The sequence below is a fragment of the Stenotrophomonas sp. AN71 genome (genome assembly GCF_050435725.1).
In the GTDB taxonomy this organism is placed as follows: Bacteria; Pseudomonadota; Gammaproteobacteria; order Xanthomonadales; family Xanthomonadaceae; genus Stenotrophomonas.
Genome location: NZ_JBNDKU010000006.1, coordinates 1 through 20,197 on the forward strand (window position 1 = coordinate 1; position 20,197 = coordinate 20,197).

A 20,197-nucleotide genomic window follows, 5' to 3' on the forward strand; every position below is an offset into this window, starting at 1 on the left:
TCTCTTCCCAATAACCATATATAGTCTAAACTTTTTTTTTTGTGTGTTCTAACACCACCCCCCATAAAACACAGCCGCCTGGGCGGCTCTCATGTGGGGGGGGGGGGCCCGGGGGGGGGGGCCCCAACCGCCGCAACGGCTATCAACGGCTATCAATGCAGGGATGCACAGTGGAGAGACGGCAATGAGCAGGCAGATGCGGCAGGCATGGTGGCGCGATCTTTCAGTGCCGGCAGTCGTGGCAGGCTTCATTACGGTGCTGGTCGGCTTCGCCAGTTCGGCCGTGATCGTCTTCCAGGCCGCACAGGCGGTGGGTGCCGATCAGGCGCAGATCGCGTCATGGATGTGGGCGCTGGGATTGGGCATGGGCGTGACCTGCATCGGCCTGTCACTGCGCTACCGCGTGCCAGTGGTGACCGCGTGGTCGACTCCGGGCGCGGCAATGCTGGTGGTCGGTGCCGGAGGTGCGTCCCTGTCTGAAGCCACCGGCGCCTTCCTCCTTGCTGCGGTGCTGGGCATGCTGGCCGGGTTCTCGGGGATCTTCGCCCGGTTGATGCAACGCGTACCGATGGCGCTGGCCGCGGGCATGCTGGCCGGTGTGCTGCTGCGCTTCGGGCTGGACGTGTTTGTGGCGATGAACAGCCAGTGGGTTCTCGCCCTGGCGATGTTCGCCACCTGGCTGGCCGGGCGCCGGCTGCTCCCGCGCTATGCCGTGATCGCCACTCTACTGGTCGGCATTGCCGTCGCCGCCAGCCGGGGCCTGCTGCATGCGCAGCAGGTGCAGCTGCAGCTGGCGGTGCCGCAGTGGGTGACCCCTTCGTTGTCATGGACGGCAGTGGCGGGCATCGCCCTGCCCCTGTTCGTAGTCACCATGGCCTCGCAGAACATTCCGGGCGTGGCGGTGATGCGCGCGTCCGGCTATGACGCTCCGGTGTCCCCATTGATCGGTTGGATCGGCGTGGTCAACACCGTACTGGCGCCGTTCGGCGCCTATGCGTTGAACCTGGCCGCGATCACGGCAGCAATCTGCATGGGTCGCGATGCCCATGAAGATCCGGCACGGCGCTACACCGCCGCCATGGCCGCCGGCGCCTTCTACATAGTCATCGGCCTGTTCGGCGCCACCGTGGCGGCGCTGTTTGCGGCATTCCCCCGCGAACTGGTGGCCTGCGTGGCCGGCATTGCACTGTTCGGCACCATCGGCAACAGCCTGGCCAGCGCCCTGGCGGTGGAGCGCGACCGCGAGGCCGCGCTGGTCACCTTCCTGGTCACGGCCTCGGGAGTATCACTGGCCGGTATCGGTTCGGCGTTCTGGGGCCTGGTTGCCGGTGCGCTGTGCCTGCTGGTGCTTCGGCCACGCACACCGGCCTGAGCACGGGGATCAGGCGACCAGGCGGGAGACGGTGTTGATCACCGCGATCGCCGCCATTCCGATCACCACGGCCCATACGTTGGTACCACCACGGCGCTGCAGCTCGGCCCGGATGCGGTTGTGCTGCCCGGCGTGGGCGCCCTCCACCCTGGCCAGCAGCCGCGTGCAGTGGTGCAGATACAGGCGGTTGGCAGACACCGCGATGACGACCCGGGGGATGGCCAGCAGGGCGACCATGAGCAGCGGGCTGGCACTGGCCGTCAGCAGGGCGATGCCGAACAGGATGAGTTCGAAGACGATCGCCGCCAGGTACAGCTTCCGATGCAGCAGCCAGTACGTCGGCACCAGGAAGGCCGGCCAGTGCCACGGCCGCGGCGGCTTCGGCACCGGGCTGTCCAGGTGCCAGCGCTGGCGGTAGAGCGCGGCATTGGGGCCCACGAGCAGGTTCAGATAGTCCACGTCGAGCGGAGCGGTCGTGCCGTCCACCTCTGCGGCAGGCGCGAGATAGGGATTGTCATCCGCCGGGGATGCCGGCGGGGTGTCCAGATGATTCATGTCGGCGATTCCTTGCCCAGGGTGAACCCGCGGTAGCGGCAGGTGCCGGTCAGTCTGAAGCCTGCCCGGCCTCAGCCCGCCATCGCCTGTCCCACGTACATCACCGCAACAACGACGATGGCGACCATGGCCGCTGCCGGAGCGTTGGTGTCACCCCGCTCGGCCAGCTCCCTGCGCAGGCACGCCTCGTCGTCACCTGCCAGTGCGCGGGCGCGGGCGATCTCATGCTGGCAGTGCGCCAGATACCAGCGGTTGGCATACAGCGCCGCGACGGTGTTGATCGCCAGGGTGATGACCAGTGAGACCCCCTCAGGCACACCCAGCAGCGCCTCGGCGATGCTGAAGAACACCAGGGTGCCGGCCCAGATGGCGGCAAGACGGTACATCCTGCGGTACACCATCCAGATCACGCCGATCAGGAAGGCCGGCCAATGCCAGGTGCCGCTGCCCTCGGCAATGCCCTGATCGAGACGCCAGCGCTGGCGATAGATCGGGAAGTTGCCGCCGACCACGGCAGCATACAGCGCCATTTCGCCTTCCAGGCCCGCCGCCGCCGCTGCGACCGGCGTAGTGGCAGGTGCTCGATAGGGGTCGGATGGGTCGATGACGAGCGGCACGACGGCTTCGGCCACCGGCACGGCGTCGATCGACAGAGGACCGGGTTCTGCCGTGCCTACCGACGGATCCAGCTCGGCCAATGGCCGCCACGATGCCATCCCCTCGCGCCACAGCAACGTGCGGGCGGTTACCGTCCCGTCCTGCTGCAGACGGCGCAGGCCGGCCAGATCCACCGGACCTTCGCTCTGCTTGCTGTTGGCGTACCACCACTGTGCGTCCTGCATTGCATCCATTCCTGTTGATGCCATCGTCAAACCGAATGTCCCGCCGCGGGTTGCAGCGGTGTGCTGGCCAGCACCTGCACCAGCTGATGGCGCGCACCCGGCGCAAGGGTAATCTGCTCCGGCCCGGCGTTGGCCACTTCCAGGCACACATACTCATGCCAGCCCTGGCCGACATCGGCCATCTTCGCCGCAGCCTCCGCACCTGGGTTCCACGCCACCAGGGTATGGCTGCCTTCGCTGCGGATCCCGATCTGTCGCTGCAGGACGGGATCACGCAGCACGTAATCGCCGCCTGCGTCGATGTAGATTCGGTCGCTGCGACCCGGATCACGCGGGTCACGCAGCGACCACGGGCCCTGCTGCCGGCGCGCCTGGGCGTAGTCCTCATACTTGTCCAGATACTGCAGGCCGTCGAGGCCATCGACTTCGACGCGACGGGAATCGCCCACCCGGAAGTAACTGTGCAGGGCCTGGGTGAAGGTCACCGGGGACGTGCCGGTGTTCTCACTGGTCAGCTGCTGGTGCAGCTGGCGACCGATACGCAGCTGCATCTGCAGGCGCAGGCCACATTCGGCAATCGAGAGGGGCGCCAGCCGCAGTTCCACGTCGCCGTCATCGTTGTGGCGGGCCTGCAGCAGCTCCCAGCGCGCGGTGCGCACCAGGCCGTGCGCGGGCACGTCATTCCCCTTGCCCTGGCGTCCGAACCACGGCCAGCACACCGGAACGCCGCCCCGGATCGGCGTGGGCAGTTCGGCACGCTTCGGTGACAGCCACAGCAGGTCAGGCTGCCCCTCTGGAATGAACGACAGCAGCTGCCCGCCGAACACGCTGATGACCGCGGTGGCGCGGGGGGTGCGCACCTGCCAGGCCTCGAGCCCGTGGTAGAGGCCAGTGCTGATGTCCGGGTTCGATTGCATGCGGTGACGCTCCTTGATGACCGCGGCGATGATGTCGCGGCCACCGTGCGAACGGCAAGGCCTAGCGGGTGGCGGGCGCCATTGCCGCCGCCTCCTCCTGCAGCGCGCGCAGGATGCGCTGACCGGCGCGCCCATCCGCATTGACCCAACCCAGCCGCTGCTGCTCGGCCTGGATCGCGCGACGCGTGGCGGTACCGACCATGCCATCGGCGGCGCCGATATCGTGGCCGCGCGCGAGCAGCAGGGTCTGCAGCTGGCGGCGCTCATCGCGGCCGATGCCGGGATCATCGGTCGGCCACGCAGTGGCCAACCCCGTACCACCCCGCAGCTGGTCGGCCAGGGTGGCAATCGCCAGCGCATAGCTTTCGGCGGCGTTGTAGCTGTAGATCGCGTCGTAGTTGCGGAACACCAGCAACGCCGGGCCCTTGCTGCCAGCCGGCAGCAGCAGGGCGGCGCGTGCATCGGCCGGCAGGTTGGCCGGGGCCAGCACACTGCCATCCAGCGCTGTCACACCCTGCGCACGCCAGTCGGCCAGTGCACGGCGCTGGGTGCGACCGGCCTGGGCGGCAGTGAAGCCGGCAGGAACACGCACCTCCATGCCCCACGGCTCGCCACTGCGCCAGCCGGCGCGCTTGAGATAGTTGGCGGTGGACGCCAGCGCATCGGGAATGCTGCCGACCAGATCGCGGCGGCCATCACCGTCGCCGTCCACGGCGATGCGCGCATAGGTGCTGGGCATGAACTGGGTATGGCCGAAGGCGCCGGCCCAGGAACCGGTGAGCCCCTGCACCTGCAGGTCGCCGCGATCGATCAGCTTGAGCAGGGCCAGCAGTTCACCGCGGAAGAACGCCTGCCGCCGCCCGGCGCAGGACAGCGTCGCCAGCGACTGCAGCAGCGGGCGCTTGCCGAACACGCGGCCATAGTCACTCTCAACGCCCCAGACCGCGACAATCGTGGCCGGATCGACACCGTACTGCACGGACACGCGCTGCAGCAGGTCGCGGTGCTGCTGCAGCATCGCGCGACCATCGTCCACGCGCTGGCGATCCACCAGCGCCGCCAGGTAGTCCCAGATCGGCGTGGTGAATTCCGGCTGCGCATCGAGCAGGCCAAGCACACTGGGGTCAGGCACGAGGCCGGTGGTGATCTCGTTGAAGCGCTCGGCACCGATGCCCTGGGTGGCGGCCGTGGCCTGCAGCCCGGCCAGGCAGCGGCTGAAGGCCGGATCGACAGTGGCCTCGGATGCCGCAGGCGGCACTGGGGTGGCGGCGAGCGCGGCCGCCAGGCCGAGCGTGGTCAGAATGGGCATGGCGTCCTCCGTGTTGCCGTTGCAGGGCCATCTTAGGGGGAGCGCTGCAGCCGAACCTGAAGCGGCGCCGGCTGGCGGCCAACCTACGCGGTGCGCAGCAGGCGCAGGCCGTAGGCAGGACTGTCGGCATCCCAACGCTGTACCACCTGCAACCGGGCCTGTTGCAACAGCCATTCGAAGCTGTCGTCGGTGTACTTGTGGCTGTACTCCACGCGGATCGGCTCGCCGGCTGCGAAGTGGAAGGTACGGCCATCGAGATGGACGTCCTGCGCCCATTGGCTGACTAGATCGGTTTCGATGCGCAGCTGCGCGGCGCTGTAGCGGGCGCGATGACGGAACCCGTCGAGGTCGAAATCACTGCCGATCTCGCGGTTGAGCCGGGCCAGCAGGTTGAGGGTGAAGGCCGCAGTGATGCCCTGCGCATCGTTGTAGGCCGCTTCGATCAACGCTGGGTCCTTGTGCAGATCGATGCCGACCAGGGCCAGGCCGTCGCTTCCCATGGTCTGCCGCATCGCACGCAGCAGGGCGACCGCATCCTCGCTCGTGAAGTTGCCCAGGGTGGAACCCGGGAAGAACAGCAGGCGACGGACCGGCTCACGCTCGGGCATGGGCACGACGACGGGACGCGTGAAGTCGGCGCAGACCGGCAGCATCTCGATCTCGGGTAGCGCGGGAGCCAGATGATCGATGCTGGACAGCAGCGCCGCACGCGAGATCTCGATGGGGGTGTAGGCCACCGGATCCTGCAGCGCCGCCAGCAGCAGCGCGGTCTTGCGGCCGCTGCCGCTGCCCAGTTCCACCACGTGCAGGTGCGGGCCCACCACCCGCGCGATGTCGGGCAGCACCCTGGCCAGCAACGCCAGCTCGGTACGCGTGGGGTAGTACTCGCGGGTCTGGGTGATCTGTTCGAACAGACGCGAGCCGCGCGCGTCGTAGAAATACTTGGAGGGCAGCTGGCGCGCGGCGCGCGACAACCCGGCTACTGCATCGGCGAGGATCTGCTGGCGCCCCGGGGTGAGGTCGGTCAACGCCTGCAGCGCGTCATGTACGGTGCTCATGTGAGATCCCGGGCCAGGCGCAGGCCGGAAAACTGCCAACGCGCCGGTGGCATGAAGAAGTTGCGGTAGCTGGCGCGCACATGCCCCCGTGGCGTGGCACAGCTGCCGCCGCGCAGCACCCACTGGCCGCACATGAACTTGCCGTTGTACTCACCGAGATTGCCTGCGAACGGTCGGAAGCCCGGATACGCGCCGTAGGCGCTGGCAGTCCACTCCCAGACATCGCCGAACAGCTGGCGCAGCCCGCTGCCCCGCCCCGCGCGCGGATGCAGGTGATCGTCATCGGCAAAATGGCCGCTCACCGGCTGCGATGCGGCGGCGGCCTCCCATTCGAATTCGCTGGGCAGGCGCGCACCGGCCCAACGGGCGCAGGCATCGGCCTCGTAGTAGCTGAGATGGCAGACTGGCGCGTGCGGATCCAGCTCGCGCCAACCGCCCAGGGTGTACTCGCGTTGCAGCACATCGTTCCAGTACAGCGGATGCTGCCAGCCTTCGGCTTCGCGCAGCGCCCAGCCTTCACTGAGCCACCAGCGCGGATCGCGATAACCACCGGCTTCGATGAAGTTGCGGTATTCGCCATTGCTGAGCGGACGCTCGGCCAGTGCGTGTGCGGGCAACAGCACACGGTGCGGCGGTGACTCGTTGTCGTAGGCGAACGCGGCATGCCGGGGCCAGGCCGCGGCGCCGACAGTAACAATCCGTTCGGGTGATTCGATCCAGCCCTGTGCACCGGCGACGCTGGCGGTGGGGCGCAGGTCCTCGCGGTAGGGTGGCTGCAGCGGGTTGCACCAGAAGGCATGCTTGATGTCGGTCAGCAGCAGCTCCTGGTGCTGCTGTTCATGCTGCAGCCCCAGCTGCAGATGCTGCAGCGCCTGTTCATCCAGATCACCGTTGGCCAGGCGCGCCTGCAGCTGCGCATCGACCTGATGGCGATAGTCGTACACCTGCTGCAACGAGGGCCGCGACAGCAGGCCCCGCTGCGGCCGCGCATGCGCCGGGCCGATGCTCTTATAGTAGCTGTTGAACAGGTAGTCCCAGGCCGGGTCATGTGCCGGCGCGGCAGGCAGACCGGCCAGCACGAAGCGCTCGAAGAACCAGGTGGTGTGGGCCAGGTGCCATTTGCCAGGGCTGGCATCGGCCATGCTCTGCAGCATCGCGTCTTCGGGGCTGAGCGGCGCGGCCAGGTACAGGCTGCGCGCCCGTACCTGGTCGAACTGGCGGGCGAGATCACGCTGCGGAGCAGCGACGGCGGCGGCAGTGCTGTCCATGGGCGCAGGATCGGCGCTACCGGGTGAGTGCGATGTCATGGTTGGGCGTCACCGCGTTCACATCGGTGACCGCGTCGCATTCAAGAAGCCGGCGCGAACGCCGCTAACGGCAATGCTGCGGCCGCGTCGTCACCGCGCTGGAATTCCTGCTTGCCCCTGCATCCGCTCCGTCAGCCTGCGCATTACCTGTTCGTGCTGCCCGCCGCGCTGGTCGTACTGGTGCTGTGGATGGCGCTGGGCAACGAAGACGTGGCCAGCCCGGCCCAGCGCATCCTGCCCTGGCTGCTGGCCTGCCTCGGTGCTGGACTGGCGCTGCTCTACCACCAGGTGCGCACGCTGTGCCTGCTGCTGTTGGTGGCGGTGGTGTTCGCCCTGCTCCACCAGGACGTTGCCGGCTACCTGCGCAGCGGGCACGTGGGTGCACTGACGCCACTGCGCTTCCACGCGACCTCGGCCTGGTTGCCGTTGCTGTTTGCCGGGCTGGCACTGTGGCCCGAACGCGGGCGCCGCCGACAGGACCTGTTGGTGCGTACCCTGGTCTGCGGCGCGGCGTTGGTGGTCTTCCTGCTGTTGGCGCTGCAGCAGCCTCGTGGCATGCACGACCTGCTGTCGAACCGTCACTGGACCTGGATCCCCGCCAGCTGGAATGCGCTGGCGCAGCTGCCGGCCCTGCTGTTCCTGCTGGCCACTGTGGCGATGGGCTGGCAGGCGTGGCGGCATCCGCGGCCGCTGCACACGGCGATGCTGCTGGCCCTGCTGTGCCTGTGGTGGATGCTGCCACGGATCTTCCTGCAGCCGGTGCTGCTGCCGGCGCTGAGCAGTGCGGCCCTGTTGGTGATGCTCGGCGCGATGTTGCAGGAATCCTTCCACATGGCGTTCCGCGATGAACTGACCGGTCTGCCGGGGCGACGCGCGTTCAACGAGACCCTGCAGCGGGCGCGCGGCACCTACAGCATCGCGATGGTGGACGTGGACCACTTCAAATCGTTCAACGACACCCACGGCCACGATACCGGCGACGATGTGCTGCGGCTGGTGGCCTCGCGGCTGGCACGGGTGGGCGATGGAGGACGGGCGTTCCGCTACGGCGGCGAGGAGTTCGCCGTGGTGTTCCTGGACCGCCCGGCAGCGGCCTGCATCGATGCGGTGGAAGCGCTGCGCCAGAGCATCGAGGACGCCCGAATGCAGCTGCGCGATCGCAGTACCCGCAGCCGCGATGACGACGCCGGCCGCCAGCAGCGCGGGCGTGGCGGCAGCGGCCAGGTGGTGCAGGTGACGGTGAGCATCGGACTGGCTGACAGCCGCGTGGACCCACGCCCGGCGGCGGTGATCAAGGCCGCCGACCAGGCGTTGTACGTGGCCAAGGACGAGGGCCGCAACCAAGTGCGCGCGCAGAGCGGCCCACGCGTGCTGGCGGTGCGCGCGGACTGAGCCTCAGAGGGCGTCGAGGTAATACCAGCGGCCGTCGAGGCGCAGGAAACGGCTGTGCTCGGCCATCTTCACCGCACTGCCGCCGCCGATGCGATAGCGCGCGGTGAACCGCACCTCCGCACGGTCAGCACCGGTGAGCGTGTGCTCGTGCACGGTCAGGCCCAGCCAATGCGTGCGTTGGCCGGGTGCATCGTCCAGCGACAGTTCGGCCGGGCGCGTGTCGGGGTGCCAGGTCTGGCGCAGGTAATCGGCCAGGCCCCGGACATAGGCGCTGTAACGCGAACGCATCAGGCGCTCGGCATCGGGCGCGGCCTCGCCGGCATGGAAACGGCCGCAGCAGGCAGCGTACTCGGCGGGCAGACCGCAGGGACAGGGATCGGCGGGGTTTCGGCTCATCCCGGCATTGTCGCCCGGTTGCGTCGATTCCTCCACGCATGGCATGGGTCAGCTGCAGCCGGACGGGCGTATGCTGTCGCGCCCTCACCCTTGATGGATCGCCGTGCTGGAACTGGTTCCCCCTGAGTTGTGGTGGCTGGTGGTGATCGCCTTCATCGCCGGCCTGGTCGACGCTGCCGTTGGTGGCGGTGGGCTGGTGCAGCTGCCCGGCCTGTTCACGGTGTTGCCGCAGCAGACGCCGGCGATGCTGTTCGGTACCAACAAGTTCAGTTCGATGTTCGGCACCGGTGCGGCCGCCTGGCGCTATGCGCGCAACGTGCGTTTCCCCTGGAAGCCGGTGCTGTTCGCGGCAGGCACGGCCTTCATCTTCTCCTTCGCCGGTGCCACGGCGGTGAGCCTGCTGCCCAAGGACGCGGTGCGCCCGCTGGTGCTGGTGCTGCTGATCGCGATGCTGGCCTACACCCTGTGGAAGAAGGATTTCGGCGCACTGCACCGGCCGCAGGAAATCGGTCGGCGTGAGCTGACGATCGCCCTGGCCATTGGTGCGGCGATCGGCTTCTACGATGGATTCTTCGGGCCGGGCACGGGCAGCTTCCTGATCTTCCTGTTCGTGCGCTTCTTCGGGCTGGACTTCCTGCGGGCGTCGGCTGCGTCGAAGGTGGTCAACCTGGCGACCAATGTGGCCGCGATCTCGTTCTTCGTGCCGACCGGCAACATCCTGTGGCTGTTCGCGCTGCCGATGGCGGCGGCCAACATCGTCGGTTCGGTGGTGGGCACACGATTGGCGCTGAAGGGCGGCACGCCGTTCATCCGCAAGCTGTTCGTGGGGCTGGTGGTGGTGCTGATCGCGCGGATGGCGTGGGATACGTTCCGCGGTTCGTGAGTGAGCGTTTTGACCTGGTAGGTGCCAACCTTGGTTGGCACGTGGGTTCCGGTCGTGGAGAGCAGCCGAGCATGGCCCGGCTCTACGGGGAACACCGCCGGGCATGGCCCGGCGCTACTGCAGGCCGAGGCGGTCAGGCTTCGGCTTCTTCCGGTTCGCTGGCCTGCTGACGGCTGCGCTCGGGCAACTTCAGACGCCTGCCCTCTTCGTCGTACTCGATCAGCAGCACGCCCGAGTCGTGGCGACCGCTGATCTCGACGAAGCAGGCGCCACCAATGAACGGCTCCAGCGTCATCACCGACTTCAGCGGGGTGGCGACCACCATCTGGAAACCGAAATTGTCGAAGATGTTCATCGCCAGCGCGGTGAACTCGTTGTCGGCCTTGTCGAAGGCTTCGTCGAGCACCACGGCGGCGTAGCTGGGCAGCTGGCTGTCGGCGCCGCCGAGCTGGTAGCGCAGCGCTGCCGCAAGGCAGGTGGTGGCCAGCTTCTGGCGCTGGCCACCGGACTTGCCGGCGCCGCTGCGGTAGATCTCGACCTGCTGGCGCGTTTCCGCGTCCAGCTCGACGCCGATGAACTCCACGTGCATGCGCACGTCCAGCACCAGCTCACGCCAGCGCTTGTCCTCGCCTTCCTGCGAGCCCAGGCGGTTGACCAGCTGGCGCAGCACGGTGAACTGCGATTCGGCCAGCTCACGCTGTTCGGTCTGCTGCTGCGACAGCACCTCGCGCAGCTGCTGGTGGAACTCGCCCACTTCGGGCAGGCGACGGTCGTTCAGTTCGATGGTCAGCAGCGTGCCGCGGTTGAACGGCACCTGCTCCAGGCTGGCATTCACCTCGTCCAGGCGCTGACCGATCGACTTCCGGGCCTCGGCGCTGTGGCGCTGCAGGGCCAGCAGATTGTTCTTGCTCTGGTTCTGCAGCAGGTCGAAGAAGCGTTCCTCGTGCTGCGGCAGTCCATCGCGCTCCAGGCGTTCGAGGCGGGCCAGGAAGTCCTCGGCCGAGGCCACGGACGCGGTGAAGTCGCCCGATTCCTCCGGCCACTGCTGGATGAAGCGGCGGAAGCAGCCGATCAGCTGGTTCTCGATGCGGTTGAGGTCCTGCTGCGAAGACGAGAGCTGCTCGTTCAGCGCATTGCTGACCTGGCGCATGTGCGCCTCCAGCGTTTCCAGGCTGAGCGGGCCCTGCTCCTGCAGGCGCTCGGCCAGGCCGGCTTCCTGCTCCTGCGCCAGGCTCGGCAGCACCAGGGCACGGCTCTGCTGGCGCGCGCGGTCCAGGCGATCGCGTTCCTTGACCAGCTGGCCGCGTTCGACACGGGTATCTTCGTAGGTGCGGCGGGCCTGTTCGATGTCGGCGCGGGCGGCGTCGATCTGCTTGGCCAGCTTGGCGAGGTCGGCGTTGCCTTCGCGCAGGGCGCGCAGGCTGGTCTCGATATCGGTCAGGCGCTGCTGTGGCACTGCGACGTCGATCTCGTTCCAGCTGATGCTGGCCAGCTCGTGGCAGGCCAGGCGACGCTCGTTGTCACGATCACGCTGGCCGCGCAGGCGCGCGATGTCGGTCTCGCAGCTGGCGATGCGCTTGGCCAGTTCCTGGGCCTCGCGCTCGAAGGCGCCCACCTTGTCATGGTTGTTGAAGCCCAGGATCCAGCGACGGCGATCACTGACCGCACTGCGATCGTCCTTCTCGAATCGGTCGCCCGGGTGCTTGACCTGGCCTTCGCGGGTGATGCCTCGGTCGACGTTGCGCAGCTGCTTGGCGTCCACGCATTCGTAGTCGAAGCGCTTGCCGAGCTCACGGCGCAGCCAGCCTTCGAACACATGGTCACGCAGCTCAAGCTTGTGCAGCAGGGATTTGGCCGACGGTTCTCGGGCAAATGCCTCGTCATTGCGACGCACGCGGTAGTAGGTGAAGCGCATGCCCAGGTGGGTGCGGTTCACCCACTCGGCCACGTCGTTGTAGTGGCGGTCATCGACCAGCAGCGACAGCGCGAAGCCCCCCAGTACGCGTTCGATCGCGCCCTGCCAGCCCTGCTCTTCCGAGCGGACCTGGATCAGTTCACCCACAAACGGCAGGGCCGCTTCGGAAATGCCGGTTTCTTCGGCCAGGCGCGCGCGCAGCTTCTGCATCGGTGCAGGAATGTTGGACGGCGTGCGCTGCATCGCTTCGAGCTCGCCGCGCACTTCGCCGAAACGGCGCTCATCATCGCGCTTGCCGCCCAACCGATCGCTGATCGCATCGTCCAGCGCTGCCGAGGCGCGCTGGCGATCCTGCAGTTCGTTCTGTGCACGTTCGACCAGCTCGGCGAAGCCATGGGCATCATCGGGCAGTTCGGCCTGCAGGTGCTGTGCGGCTTCGCCGGCCTGGTCGCGCTTGGTCTTGCGGCGATCGCGCTCGGCCTCGGCGCGGCCCTGCTCGCGTTCCAGTTCCTCGATGCGCTCACCGCCCTGCTGGCGGCGCTGCAGTTCCAGTTCCGCCAGGCGCTCGGTGTGGTTGTCCAGTGCGGCGCGGCGCTGTGCTTCTTCACCAAGCAGGCCACGGTCACGCACATCCATCTCGCGCAGGCGCGCTTCGATCAACGCCTGACGGCGGCTTTCGCGGAAGCTGTCGACGCCGAGCTTCAGCGCTTCATCGTCGCCACGCTGGCGATGCATGTCCTTCAGGTCGCCGTGGTAGGCGCGTGCCGGCAGCAGGGTTTCCACCTGGCGGCGGGCAGTCACCACCGCCTGGTGCGCGCCGTCAAGCTCGGCGAAGTCGCTGACCAGACGCTCGGCGGCGTCGAAGGTCTTCGGCGTATCGAGCATGAAGTCGCGCAGGAAGACGTTGAGGTCGCCCAGGTTCTTCGCCGACTGCGTCTTGTGCAGCAGGCGCAGCGCCATCTCGTTGTCGATGCCGAGCAGGTCGCGGAAGCGCTCGGCGTAACCGGAGAAGGTGTCGAAGTGATGCACATCGGCCAGCTTCTGCTTGAGCTTGCGCAGGTCCAGGTCGAAACCACCCAGGTCCTTGGCGATGTCGAACGGACGTTCGGCGATCATGTAGTGCTTGCGCACATCGCCGGCCGAGGTGCCATTGCCGGAGATCCACAACAGGCGCACCAGGCTGACCACGCGCCCGTCGCCGGCACGGTATTCCAGCACCAGTGCGGTCCAGGTCGCGCCCTTGCGCAGGTACTGGGTGGCGATCTCGCCGGTGCCGCTGTCCTGCTGGTCGGCCCACGCGCCACGCACGTAGGACACCAGGTTGCGGTCGCGGCCACTGCGCTCGGCTTCACGCGCGGCGGCGTTGAAGTCGACGATGGCCGGCGGCGTCAGCAGTGCGGACATGGCATCGAGCAGGGTGGACTTGCCCGAGCCGGAACGGCCAACGAACAGGAAGCCGCGCTCGGCGATCGGCACTTCGGTCAGGCCGTTGAAGGTGCCCCAGTTGTGCACCTGCAGGCGACGCATGCGGAACTGCTGCAGGCGCGGGTCCGGCAGGCCTTCGTTGAACAGGGCGGGAGTGTGCTTGGAAATGGCCATGCGATGTTCGGGTCTCTCAGGCCTCGGCGGCCGGGGTTTCGCGCAGCTGGCGGTAGACCGCCGAAAGCTGGGACACGTCTTCGGCGGAGAACAGCAGCTTCAACGCCGGCGAGACTTCGTGGCGGTCTTCCTGGCCGCTCAGGCGGGTCAGGATGTGGTTGTCCTTCATCTTCTGCACCGCCGAAGCGACGCGGCGGTTGAAGCCGGCGCGGTCGGTGGACAGATTCTTCTCATAGATGGCCAGCGCCTCGGCCATCTCGGCGTCGGCAACCACCGCGCGGTTGCCGCGCGCATCGGCCTCGGCCAGCTGCTGGCGCAGGAACAGCAGCAGCACCGAGTCGATGAAGGTCAGCGGCGAGGTACGCAGCAGCACCGGCGCATCAACATCCTCGGTGTCGGCCTGGCGGGTAAAGGCCACGCCGCTGTCGCGGTCCAGCACCAGTTCCAGGAACAGGTCCGACAGCGCCGAACGGATCGCTGCTTCGCTGCGGATCAGCGCCGGCCACAACCTGGCGTGGCGCAGCTGGTCGATGCTGGGGCCGATCAGCAGCTGGCACAGTGCGCGGCGCGCATCCAGCGGCAGGCGGCCGGTATCGCCCAGGTAATAGACGTCGTTGCCACGGCGGGGCTGCGCCACCGGGGTCACCGGCTCGGCTTCGTAGGCATCCTCGGCGAGGTCGGCCTGCGGCGCTTCGATGGGGTCTTCATGCCAGCTCATGGCGTCTCTCCTGGGTGAACCAAACCAGCGGGATGCGGGCGCGACGGACCTGGCCGTCGCCACCGCGCCATTCGGCAAGCTCCTGCTCACCGGCCATCACGCTGCCAAAGCGCGTGCCCAGGGACAGGTAGCCGATGACGCTGCCGAGGCCCTGCGGGGCTTCGCGCTGCGACAAGGCCTGCGCGATGCTGAGCCGCGGCTGCGCGTCGAGCAGATCGTGCAGGTCGCGGCGCAGCGTGCGGAAGTCGATTTCAGACGAAGCCACCAGGTCGCCGACGCTTTCCAGGCTGATCGCGGCCGCATCGTTGTATTCGACATTGCCATCCACCTGGGCGCTGCGCGGATCGTGCAGCTTCCACTGCGACCACGAACGCAGGCGACTGGTGGTCAGCTGCAGGTCACGGCCGATGCCGCGCTGCGCCGGGAACTCATCGCGCAGCGCCAATGCTTCGGACTGCGCCTGCTTCAGCAGCTGGTTGAGGCGGCGCTGTTCCAGGTAGCCACGGCTCTGCACGAAGCCGCGCAGGCTGCGCGCGAAGTTCTGCAGCACGTCGTGGACCTGGCCACCGCGTTCGAGCATGGTGCTGGTGAAACCGCGCAGGAAGTTGCGCTCGTTGCGGTCCAGGCGCCGGGCAAAGCCGCGCGCCAGTACCGCTTCCAGCGCAGCGTCGAGCTGTGCGCTCTGCTCGGCATCATTGAGCAGCCGCCAGAAGGCCTGGAAGCTGCGACCGGCATCGCTCTCGCCGATCACATCCACCCCTTCGAACAACTGCGACAACACCGCACCGCGCTCGCCTTCGTCGTCGATGATGCGCTCGCGGAAGTCGCGGTTGAGCTGCTCGAAATCGTCGCGCACGCGGCGGAAATCTTCGGTCAGTTCATCGGCCAGGCCGATGATCTGGCGCGCGCGTTCCAGCGCGCGCTTGCCATCCAGGGCGATCACGCGGCCGGCACTGACGCGGGTGATCTCGGCGTCGATGCGATCGCGCTCGTCGCGCAGCGCCGACAGGCGGGCATCCGGATCGGATTCGGTCTGCGCTGCCAGCTGCGAGAGCTGTTCGATGACCAGCGCCAGGCGACTCTCGGTGGCAGCCACGCGGGCCTGTTCGAGACCATCGGCGAAGCGGATCGCCTGCAGCGCGGCGGTCGACAGCTCGTACTGCTCCTGGTCGGCGCCTTCAGGCAGGCGGCGTTCCAGCCAACCCTGGGCCAACCAGTGCGCGATGTAGGCCTGTGCCGTGCGCGGCAGCTCGCGCGACAGTTCGTCGCCGTTGAGCTGATCCAGCGCGCGTTGCAGGCGCTCGTTGAGCACCGACGACGGCAACGTGCGCTCGCCGTCCATCAGCAGGCCCTGCAACAGGCCGATGATTTCCGGGGCGTGGTCGGCGGCGAGCAGCTTCCACTGGGGCTGTTCGCGCAGATGGCGGTAACGGGAGATGCGTTCGCGGTGCTTCATGCAGCGAAAGAGGTCTGTAGGGCTGACAGGGACGAGCCGCCACGCACGGCTGCCGCGCGGGCAGCCGTGGGCATGCCGGCCACACGGAGCCGGCGCACTGCGGGCGAGCGGCTCAGCGCTTGCCGCCCACTTCGATGAAACGCAGGAACTCGGCGCGGGTGCGCGCGTCGTCGCGGAAGCTGCCCAGCATCTTGGAGGTGACCATGCTGACACCGCGCTTGTGGATGCCGCGGGTGGTCATGCATTCATGGGCGCCTTCAACGACCACGCCGACACCGATCGGCTGCAGCACGTCCTGGATGCACTGGGCGATCTGCGCGGTCATCTTCTCCTGCACCTGGAAACGGCGGGCGTAGGCTTCGACGACGCGGGCCAGCTTGCTGATGCCCACCACCTTGCCGGCCGGCAGGTAGCCGACGTGCACGCGGCCGATGATCGGCGCCATGTGGTGCTCGCAGTGGCTTTCGTACTCGATGTCGCGCAGGACGATCAGTTCGTCGTAGCCGGCCACTTCCTCGAAGGTCCGCTCCATGTAGGCGCGCGGATCATCGCGATAACCGCTGAACCAGTCGCCATAGGCTTCGGCGACACGGCGGGGGGTATCCAGCAGGCCTTCACGGGACGGGTCCTCACCGGCCCAGCGCAGCAGGGTGCGCACGGCATCCTCAGCCTGGACCTGGGTCACGTCGCCCTGTGGGGCGGCCTTTTCGTTGTTCTTGCTCATTGCGTACAGCGTCCCGAACGGGGGGCGAGCATCGTACCCGACCGGGGGGTGGGTCGTCCTGTGGGGACGGTTCATCGGGGGGTTCTTCCGGCGCCTCGTTGCTATTGGTTTGGAGGGAGAGAGGGGGCTGCGCAGGACACGCCGTGAACCCGTCCCTGGGGGCTCGATGGCGCCATCCATGCCGCCAACGGTCCTGCGCAGCCCCCTCTCCCCCTCCCTGACGGTTTCCTGCGGGCGCGGCCGGACCGCCCGAAAGCGGGGTCAAAAGCTGGGGTTGATGGCTTCGGAAGCGGCCCGCCGCTGCCCTGGTGGGCACGGACCGTTGGTCCGCGCTGCTTCTGCCCTTGCTTCCAAGAGCCAACCCACCGCGCTCGCAGGGTGATGGGTGGGCGGCGGAGGGCCGGGCGGGGCAGGGCCGTGAGGCGCATGGATGCGCCGATCGAGCTTACAGGGGCGTACTTGCAGCGTGCCCTGTGCCGTCCGGCCCTCCGCCACCCCAGCCGATAACCAGCGGGCGCAACGCTTTCCTCAGTACTCCCCACCATTCATAAAAACCCATTGATAGGAATGAAATTAGTAGTATCCTATCTATTACTTATGGACCGACCCCTCGACGAGCGCACCGTGCTGCAGATGCAGCTCAGCTCCGGCCTGCTTTACGCAGGGCGGCAGTGGCAGCGCCTGGCCGACAGCCGGTTGGGCAGCTACGGCATCTCCACTGCCTGCACCATGCCCCTGCTGATGATCGGCCGCTCCGGCGGTGGCATCCGCCAGGTAGCACTGGCCCAGCAGCTGGGCATGGAGGGGCCTTCCCTGGTGCGCCTGCTGGACAAGCTGTGCGCCAGCGACCTGGTCCGCCGCGAAAGCGACGCCAGCGACCGCCGCGCCAACCTGCTGTGGCTGACCGACGCGGGTCATGCGCTGGTGAGCGAGCTGGAGGACCAGCTGATCGGCCTGCGCCAGGACGTGTTCGGCGAGCTTTCCATGGATGAACTGCACGCGGTGCTGAAGGCGTGGCGCCTGCTGGCCGAGGCCGCCGACCGCATCACGTAAGACCGCTGCCCCCGCACACCGCCGCTGCCGTGCATACGCCAGCGGCTTTTACCCGTTGCCGTTGTTTCGTTGTCCCTCCCCTCCCCCAACCTCGTCCCCGCCCCTACCGATGCCCGGTGAATTCAGTCTCCACGGAGTGTTCGTCCCGACCCTGCTCGGGTTGATGCTGCTGGCCTACCTGGTCAACAGCGGTCTGCACGCGCTGCTGCAGCGTGCCGGCGCCTATCGCCATGTATGGCACCCGGCGCTGTTCAACCTGGCGTTGTACGGGATCGTGCTTGGCCTGCTGTTCCACCTCCTGCGTTGGATGCAATCGTGAACAAGATCGTGAAGAAGACCCTGCCGGTGCTGCTCACCAGCGCAGCCGTGATCGTCGCCCTGCTGGTGCTGCGCCAGCTGTGGGTCTATTACATGGATGAGCCGTGGACCCGCGATGCCCACGTCGGCGCCGACGTGGTGCAGGTCGCGCCGGATGTGTCCGGGCTGGTGGAAACGGTGAACGTGGCCGACAACCAGGCGGTGAAGAAGGGCGATGTGCTGTTCGTGATCGACCGCGCGCGTTACCGCATCGCGCTGGAGCAGAGCCGCGCCAGCCTGGCCGAACGTCAGGCTTCGGTCGCGCAGCTGCGCCGCGAGATCGGCCGCGACCGCAGCCTGCAGGATCTGGTCGCCGCCGAGGATGCAGAAGTGCGCCGCGCCAAACTGCAGGCCGCACAGGCCGCGCTGGCCACCGCGCAGGCCGCGGTCGACCTCGCCGAGCTCAACCTGGCCCGCACCGAAGTGCACGCGCCGGCCAATGGCCGGGTCAGCGACCGCACCATGCGCGTGGGCGACTACGTGGTGGCCGGCAAGCCGGTGCTGGCACTGCTGGATACCGGTTCATTCCGCATCGATGGCTACTTCGAGGAAACCCGCCTGCGCGGTGTGGCGCCGGGACAGCGCGTGGACATCCGCCTGATGGGCGAATCGGCTCCGCTGCGTGGGCATGTGGAAAGCATTGCCGTCGGCATCGAGGACCGCTACCGCAGCAACGGCAGCACCCTGCTGCCGAACGTGACCCCGGCCTTCGACTGGGTGCGGCTGGCGCAGCGCATCCCGGTGCGCATCGCGATCGACGAAGTGCCCAAGGGCGTGGAACTGATTGCCGGGCGCACCGCCACGGTAACCGTGGACACCGGACGCCATCCGCACAACGACAAGGCCGGCACCGCGCCGACACAGGCGGGCCTGTGAACGCCGCCCTGCCCCGTCTCGGCCTGATCGTCGCGCTGGCCAGCCTGGCCGCGTGCAGGACCGTCGGCCCGGACTATGCATTGCCGGAAGGCTCGGCGTTCAAGCGCCCGGAGGCCAATGCGGCCTTCATCGATACGCAGAACCCGCAGGTGGCCGCCAACCAGGCGCTGCCCGACCGCTGGTGGTCGCTGTACAACGACCCGGTGCTGGACGGCCTGATCACCCAGGCGCTGCGTGACAACGTGGAACTGAAGGCCGCCGATGCGCACCTGCGCCGTGCGGCGGCGGTGTACGAACAAGCAATGGACGCCGGTGGCTTCGAGTACGAGGCCGAGGCCGGCGTCAGCCGCGCACAGCTATCGGCCGAGTCGTTCCTGCAGGAGCACGAGCTGCCGGTGATCAACCTGGCCGACGGCAAGTTCGCGGTCAGCTACCAGTTCGACCTGTTCGGCAAGCTCAAGCGTGGCGCCGAGGCGGCGCGTGCCGACGAACAGTCGGTGGCCGCCGCTCGCGACCTTGCCCAGGTCAGTGTGGTCGCGAAGGTCGCCGACAGCTATCTGGAAATCTGCCATGCCAACCACGAACTGCACGTGGCCGAGCATTCGCTGCAACTGCAACAGCGCAGCCGCACGGTCACCGAACGCCTGATCGCGGCCGGTCGCGGTACGCCGCCGGAACTGGCCCGCGCCAATGCGCAGGTCGCTCTGCTGGACGCCGCGCTGCCACCGCTGCGCGCGCAGCGTTCGGCGGCCGCCTATTCGCTGGCCGCCCTGCTCGGGCAGACCCCCGGCCAGCTGCCGGCCGGCGTGATCGACTGCGCCGATGCGCCGACCCTGGCGCAGCCATTGCCGGTCGGTGATGGCCGTGCGCTGCTGCAGCGCCGCCCGGACGTGCGCCAGGCCGAACGCAAGCTGGCCTCGGCCACCGCGCGGATTGGCGTGGCCACCGCCGAGCTGTATCCGGACATCCGCCTGGGTGCCTCGGTGGGCGCCGCGGGCCTGCTGGAGGACTTCGGCACGCCGATGACCCAGCAGTGGTCGATCGGCCCGCTGATCTCGTGGACGCTGCCGTCGTCGGGCACCCACGCGCGCATCCACGCCGCCGAAGCCGGTGCCGATGCGGCGCTGGCCGAGTTCGACCACACGGTGCTGCAGGCGCTGCGCGAAACCCAGACCGCGCTGGATCGTTATGCGCAGGACCTGCGCCGTCTGCAGTCGCTGCGCATCGCACAGGAACAGGCAGCATTGGCCGCCGCGCAGAACCGCCGGCTGTACCAGGGCGGTCGCACGCCCTATCTGTCCAGCCTGGATGCCGACCGCAGCCTGGCCACCAGTGATGCCACCCTGGCCGCCGCCGAGGCGCAGGTCTCGCGCGACCAGATCCACCTGTTCCTGGTGCTGGGTGGCGGCTGGCAGACAACGGTCGCCCCGGCTGCTCCGGCCACCGCACAGGCATCGGCGAAGTAAGC

General features: G+C 68.0%; 18 protein-coding genes. 7 read left to right on the top strand and 11 right to left on the bottom strand.

The features are described 5' to 3' along the window. Window positions 1-184 precede the first annotated feature (184 nt). The gene (locus tag ABH900_RS11060) at window positions 185-1,372 is read left to right on the top strand and encodes a benzoate/H(+) symporter BenE family transporter (RefSeq protein WP_429622897.1); all 1,188 of its coding nucleotides are present in this window, start codon (window positions 185-187) and stop codon (window positions 1,370-1,372) included. 9 nt (window positions 1,373-1,381) lie between these two features. On the opposite strand, the gene ABH900_RS11065 is transcribed toward ABH900_RS11060, so the two are convergent. The 6 genes from ABH900_RS11065 to egtB all read right to left on the bottom strand — a co-directional run bounded on the left by ABH900_RS11065 (window position 1,382) and on the right by egtB (window position 7,321). Further along, on the bottom strand, window positions 1,382-1,927 hold the full coding sequence (locus tag ABH900_RS11065; protein ID WP_429622898.1) for a DUF2628 domain-containing protein: 546 nt from the start codon (window positions 1,925-1,927) through the stop codon (window positions 1,382-1,384). Between the two features lie 71 nt (window positions 1,928-1,998). After that, window positions 1,999-2,769, bottom strand: a complete 771-nt coding sequence (locus ABH900_RS11070) for a GYF domain-containing protein (RefSeq protein ID WP_429622899.1) — start codon at window positions 2,767-2,769, stop codon at window positions 1,999-2,001. 26 nt (window positions 2,770-2,795) lie between these two features. Continuing rightward, window positions 2,796-3,686, bottom strand: coding sequence for a D-hexose-6-phosphate mutarotase (locus tag ABH900_RS11075; RefSeq protein ID WP_429622900.1), 891 nt, complete (start codon window positions 3,684-3,686; stop codon window positions 2,796-2,798). A 61-nt stretch (window positions 3,687-3,747) separates the two neighbouring features. Further along, complete coding sequence (locus ABH900_RS11080) at window positions 3,748-4,995, bottom strand: lytic murein transglycosylase (protein WP_429622901.1); 1,248 nt, start codon at window positions 4,993-4,995, stop codon at window positions 3,748-3,750. Window positions 4,996-5,078: 83 nt separating this feature from the next. Beyond that, window positions 5,079-6,053, bottom strand: a complete 975-nt coding sequence (egtD, locus tag ABH900_RS11085) for an L-histidine N(alpha)-methyltransferase (RefSeq protein ID WP_429622902.1) — start codon at window positions 6,051-6,053, stop codon at window positions 5,079-5,081. Continuing rightward, a complete protein-coding gene (gene egtB / locus ABH900_RS11090; RefSeq protein ID WP_429622903.1) occupies window positions 6,050-7,321 on the bottom strand; it encodes an ergothioneine biosynthesis protein EgtB in 1,272 nt (423 codons plus the stop codon). The genes egtD and egtB overlap by 4 nt, the downstream gene beginning before the upstream one ends. A gap of 150 nt (window positions 7,322-7,471) precedes the next feature. Between egtB and ABH900_RS11095 the strand changes: the two genes are divergently transcribed. Further along, entirely contained in the window at window positions 7,472-8,752 is a 1,281-nt protein-coding gene (locus tag ABH900_RS11095; RefSeq protein ID WP_429622904.1) for a diguanylate cyclase, read from the top strand. Between the two features lie 3 nt (window positions 8,753-8,755). Here ABH900_RS11095 and ABH900_RS11100 read toward each other — a convergent pair whose 3' ends face one another. Then, the gene (locus ABH900_RS11100; RefSeq protein WP_429622905.1) at window positions 8,756-9,148 is read right to left on the bottom strand and encodes a YchJ family protein; all 393 of its coding nucleotides are present in this window, start codon (window positions 9,146-9,148) and stop codon (window positions 8,756-8,758) included. Between the two features lie 103 nt (window positions 9,149-9,251). On the opposite strand from ABH900_RS11100, the gene ABH900_RS11105 reads away from it, so the two are divergent. Continuing rightward, window positions 9,252-10,031, top strand: coding sequence for a sulfite exporter TauE/SafE family protein (locus ABH900_RS11105; protein WP_429622906.1), 780 nt, complete (start codon window positions 9,252-9,254; stop codon window positions 10,029-10,031). 133 nt (window positions 10,032-10,164) lie between these two features. On the opposite strand, the gene ABH900_RS11110 is transcribed toward ABH900_RS11105, so the two are convergent. From ABH900_RS11110 to folE, 4 genes are all read right to left on the bottom strand, one after another. Then, window positions 10,165-13,545 (bottom strand): ATP-binding protein, encoded by a 3,381-nt coding sequence (locus ABH900_RS11110; RefSeq protein WP_429622907.1) that lies wholly within the window; start codon window positions 13,543-13,545, stop codon window positions 10,165-10,167. A gap of 16 nt (window positions 13,546-13,561) precedes the next feature. Continuing rightward, window positions 13,562-14,263, bottom strand: a complete 702-nt coding sequence (locus ABH900_RS11115; protein WP_429622908.1) for a DUF4194 domain-containing protein — start codon at window positions 14,261-14,263, stop codon at window positions 13,562-13,564. Further along, window positions 14,250-15,719, bottom strand: coding sequence for a DUF3375 domain-containing protein (locus ABH900_RS11120; protein WP_429622909.1), 1,470 nt, complete (start codon window positions 15,717-15,719; stop codon window positions 14,250-14,252). The genes ABH900_RS11115 and ABH900_RS11120 overlap by 14 nt, the downstream gene beginning before the upstream one ends. A gap of 112 nt (window positions 15,720-15,831) precedes the next feature. Next, window positions 15,832-16,443 carry a GTP cyclohydrolase I FolE gene (gene folE / locus ABH900_RS11125; protein WP_288042052.1) on the bottom strand — a complete coding sequence of 204 codons (612 nt, stop codon included), beginning with the start codon at window positions 16,441-16,443 and terminating at the stop codon, window positions 15,832-15,834. Between the two features lie 597 nt (window positions 16,444-17,040). Between folE and ABH900_RS11130 the strand changes: the two genes are divergently transcribed. The 4 genes from ABH900_RS11130 to ABH900_RS11145 all read left to right on the top strand — a co-directional run bounded on the left by ABH900_RS11130 (window position 17,041) and on the right by ABH900_RS11145 (window position 20,195). Beyond that, complete coding sequence (locus ABH900_RS11130; protein WP_012481667.1) at window positions 17,041-17,496, top strand: MarR family winged helix-turn-helix transcriptional regulator; 456 nt, start codon at window positions 17,041-17,043, stop codon at window positions 17,494-17,496. A 109-nt stretch (window positions 17,497-17,605) separates the two neighbouring features. Next, window positions 17,606-17,815, top strand: coding sequence for a DUF1656 domain-containing protein (locus tag ABH900_RS11135; protein ID WP_010487502.1), 210 nt, complete (start codon window positions 17,606-17,608; stop codon window positions 17,813-17,815). Continuing rightward, window positions 17,812-18,729: an efflux RND transporter periplasmic adaptor subunit gene (locus ABH900_RS11140; protein ID WP_429622910.1), complete on the top strand. Its 918-nt coding sequence runs from the start codon at window positions 17,812-17,814 to the stop codon at window positions 18,727-18,729. Before ABH900_RS11135 ends, ABH900_RS11140 begins: the two co-directional genes overlap by 4 nt. After that, window positions 18,726-20,195, top strand: a complete 1,470-nt coding sequence (locus ABH900_RS11145) for an efflux transporter outer membrane subunit (RefSeq protein ID WP_429622911.1) — start codon at window positions 18,726-18,728, stop codon at window positions 20,193-20,195. Before ABH900_RS11140 ends, ABH900_RS11145 begins: the two co-directional genes overlap by 4 nt. The last annotated feature ends 2 nt before the right edge of the window (window positions 20,196-20,197 follow it).

Coding starts and splice junctions, on each gene's coding strand:
- egtB (WP_429622903.1), bottom strand. CDS start 7,321: ATGGACAGCACTGCCGCCGCCGTCGCTGCTCCGCAGCGTGATCTCGCC.
- ABH900_RS11120 (WP_429622909.1), bottom strand. CDS start 15,719: ATGAAGCACCGCGAACGCATCTCCCGTTACCGCCATCTGCGCGAACAG.
- ABH900_RS11060 (WP_429622897.1), top strand. CDS start 185: ATGAGCAGGCAGATGCGGCAGGCATGGTGGCGCGATCTTTCAGTGCCG.
- ABH900_RS11100 (WP_429622905.1), bottom strand. CDS start 9,148: ATGAGCCGAAACCCCGCCGATCCCTGTCCCTGCGGTCTGCCCGCCGAG.
- ABH900_RS11075 (WP_429622900.1), bottom strand. CDS start 3,686: ATGCAATCGAACCCGGACATCAGCACTGGCCTCTACCACGGGCTCGAG.
- ABH900_RS11080 (WP_429622901.1), bottom strand. CDS start 4,995: ATGCCCATTCTGACCACGCTCGGCCTGGCGGCCGCGCTCGCCGCCACC.
- ABH900_RS11070 (WP_429622899.1), bottom strand. CDS start 2,769: ATGCAGGACGCACAGTGGTGGTACGCCAACAGCAAGCAGAGCGAAGGT.
- egtD (WP_429622902.1), bottom strand. CDS start 6,053: ATGAGCACCGTACATGACGCGCTGCAGGCGTTGACCGACCTCACCCCG.
- ABH900_RS11115 (WP_429622908.1), bottom strand. CDS start 14,263: ATGAGCTGGCATGAAGACCCCATCGAAGCGCCGCAGGCCGACCTCGCC.
- ABH900_RS11065 (WP_429622898.1), bottom strand. CDS start 1,927: ATGAATCATCTGGACACCCCGCCGGCATCCCCGGCGGATGACAATCCC.
- ABH900_RS11110 (WP_429622907.1), bottom strand. CDS start 13,545: ATGGCCATTTCCAAGCACACTCCCGCCCTGTTCAACGAAGGCCTGCCG.
- folE (WP_288042052.1), bottom strand. CDS start 16,443: ATGAGCAAGAACAACGAAAAGGCCGCCCCACAGGGCGACGTGACCCAG.
- ABH900_RS11130 (WP_012481667.1), top strand. CDS start 17,041: ATGGACCGACCCCTCGACGAGCGCACCGTGCTGCAGATGCAGCTCAGC.
- ABH900_RS11135 (WP_010487502.1), top strand. CDS start 17,606: ATGCCCGGTGAATTCAGTCTCCACGGAGTGTTCGTCCCGACCCTGCTC.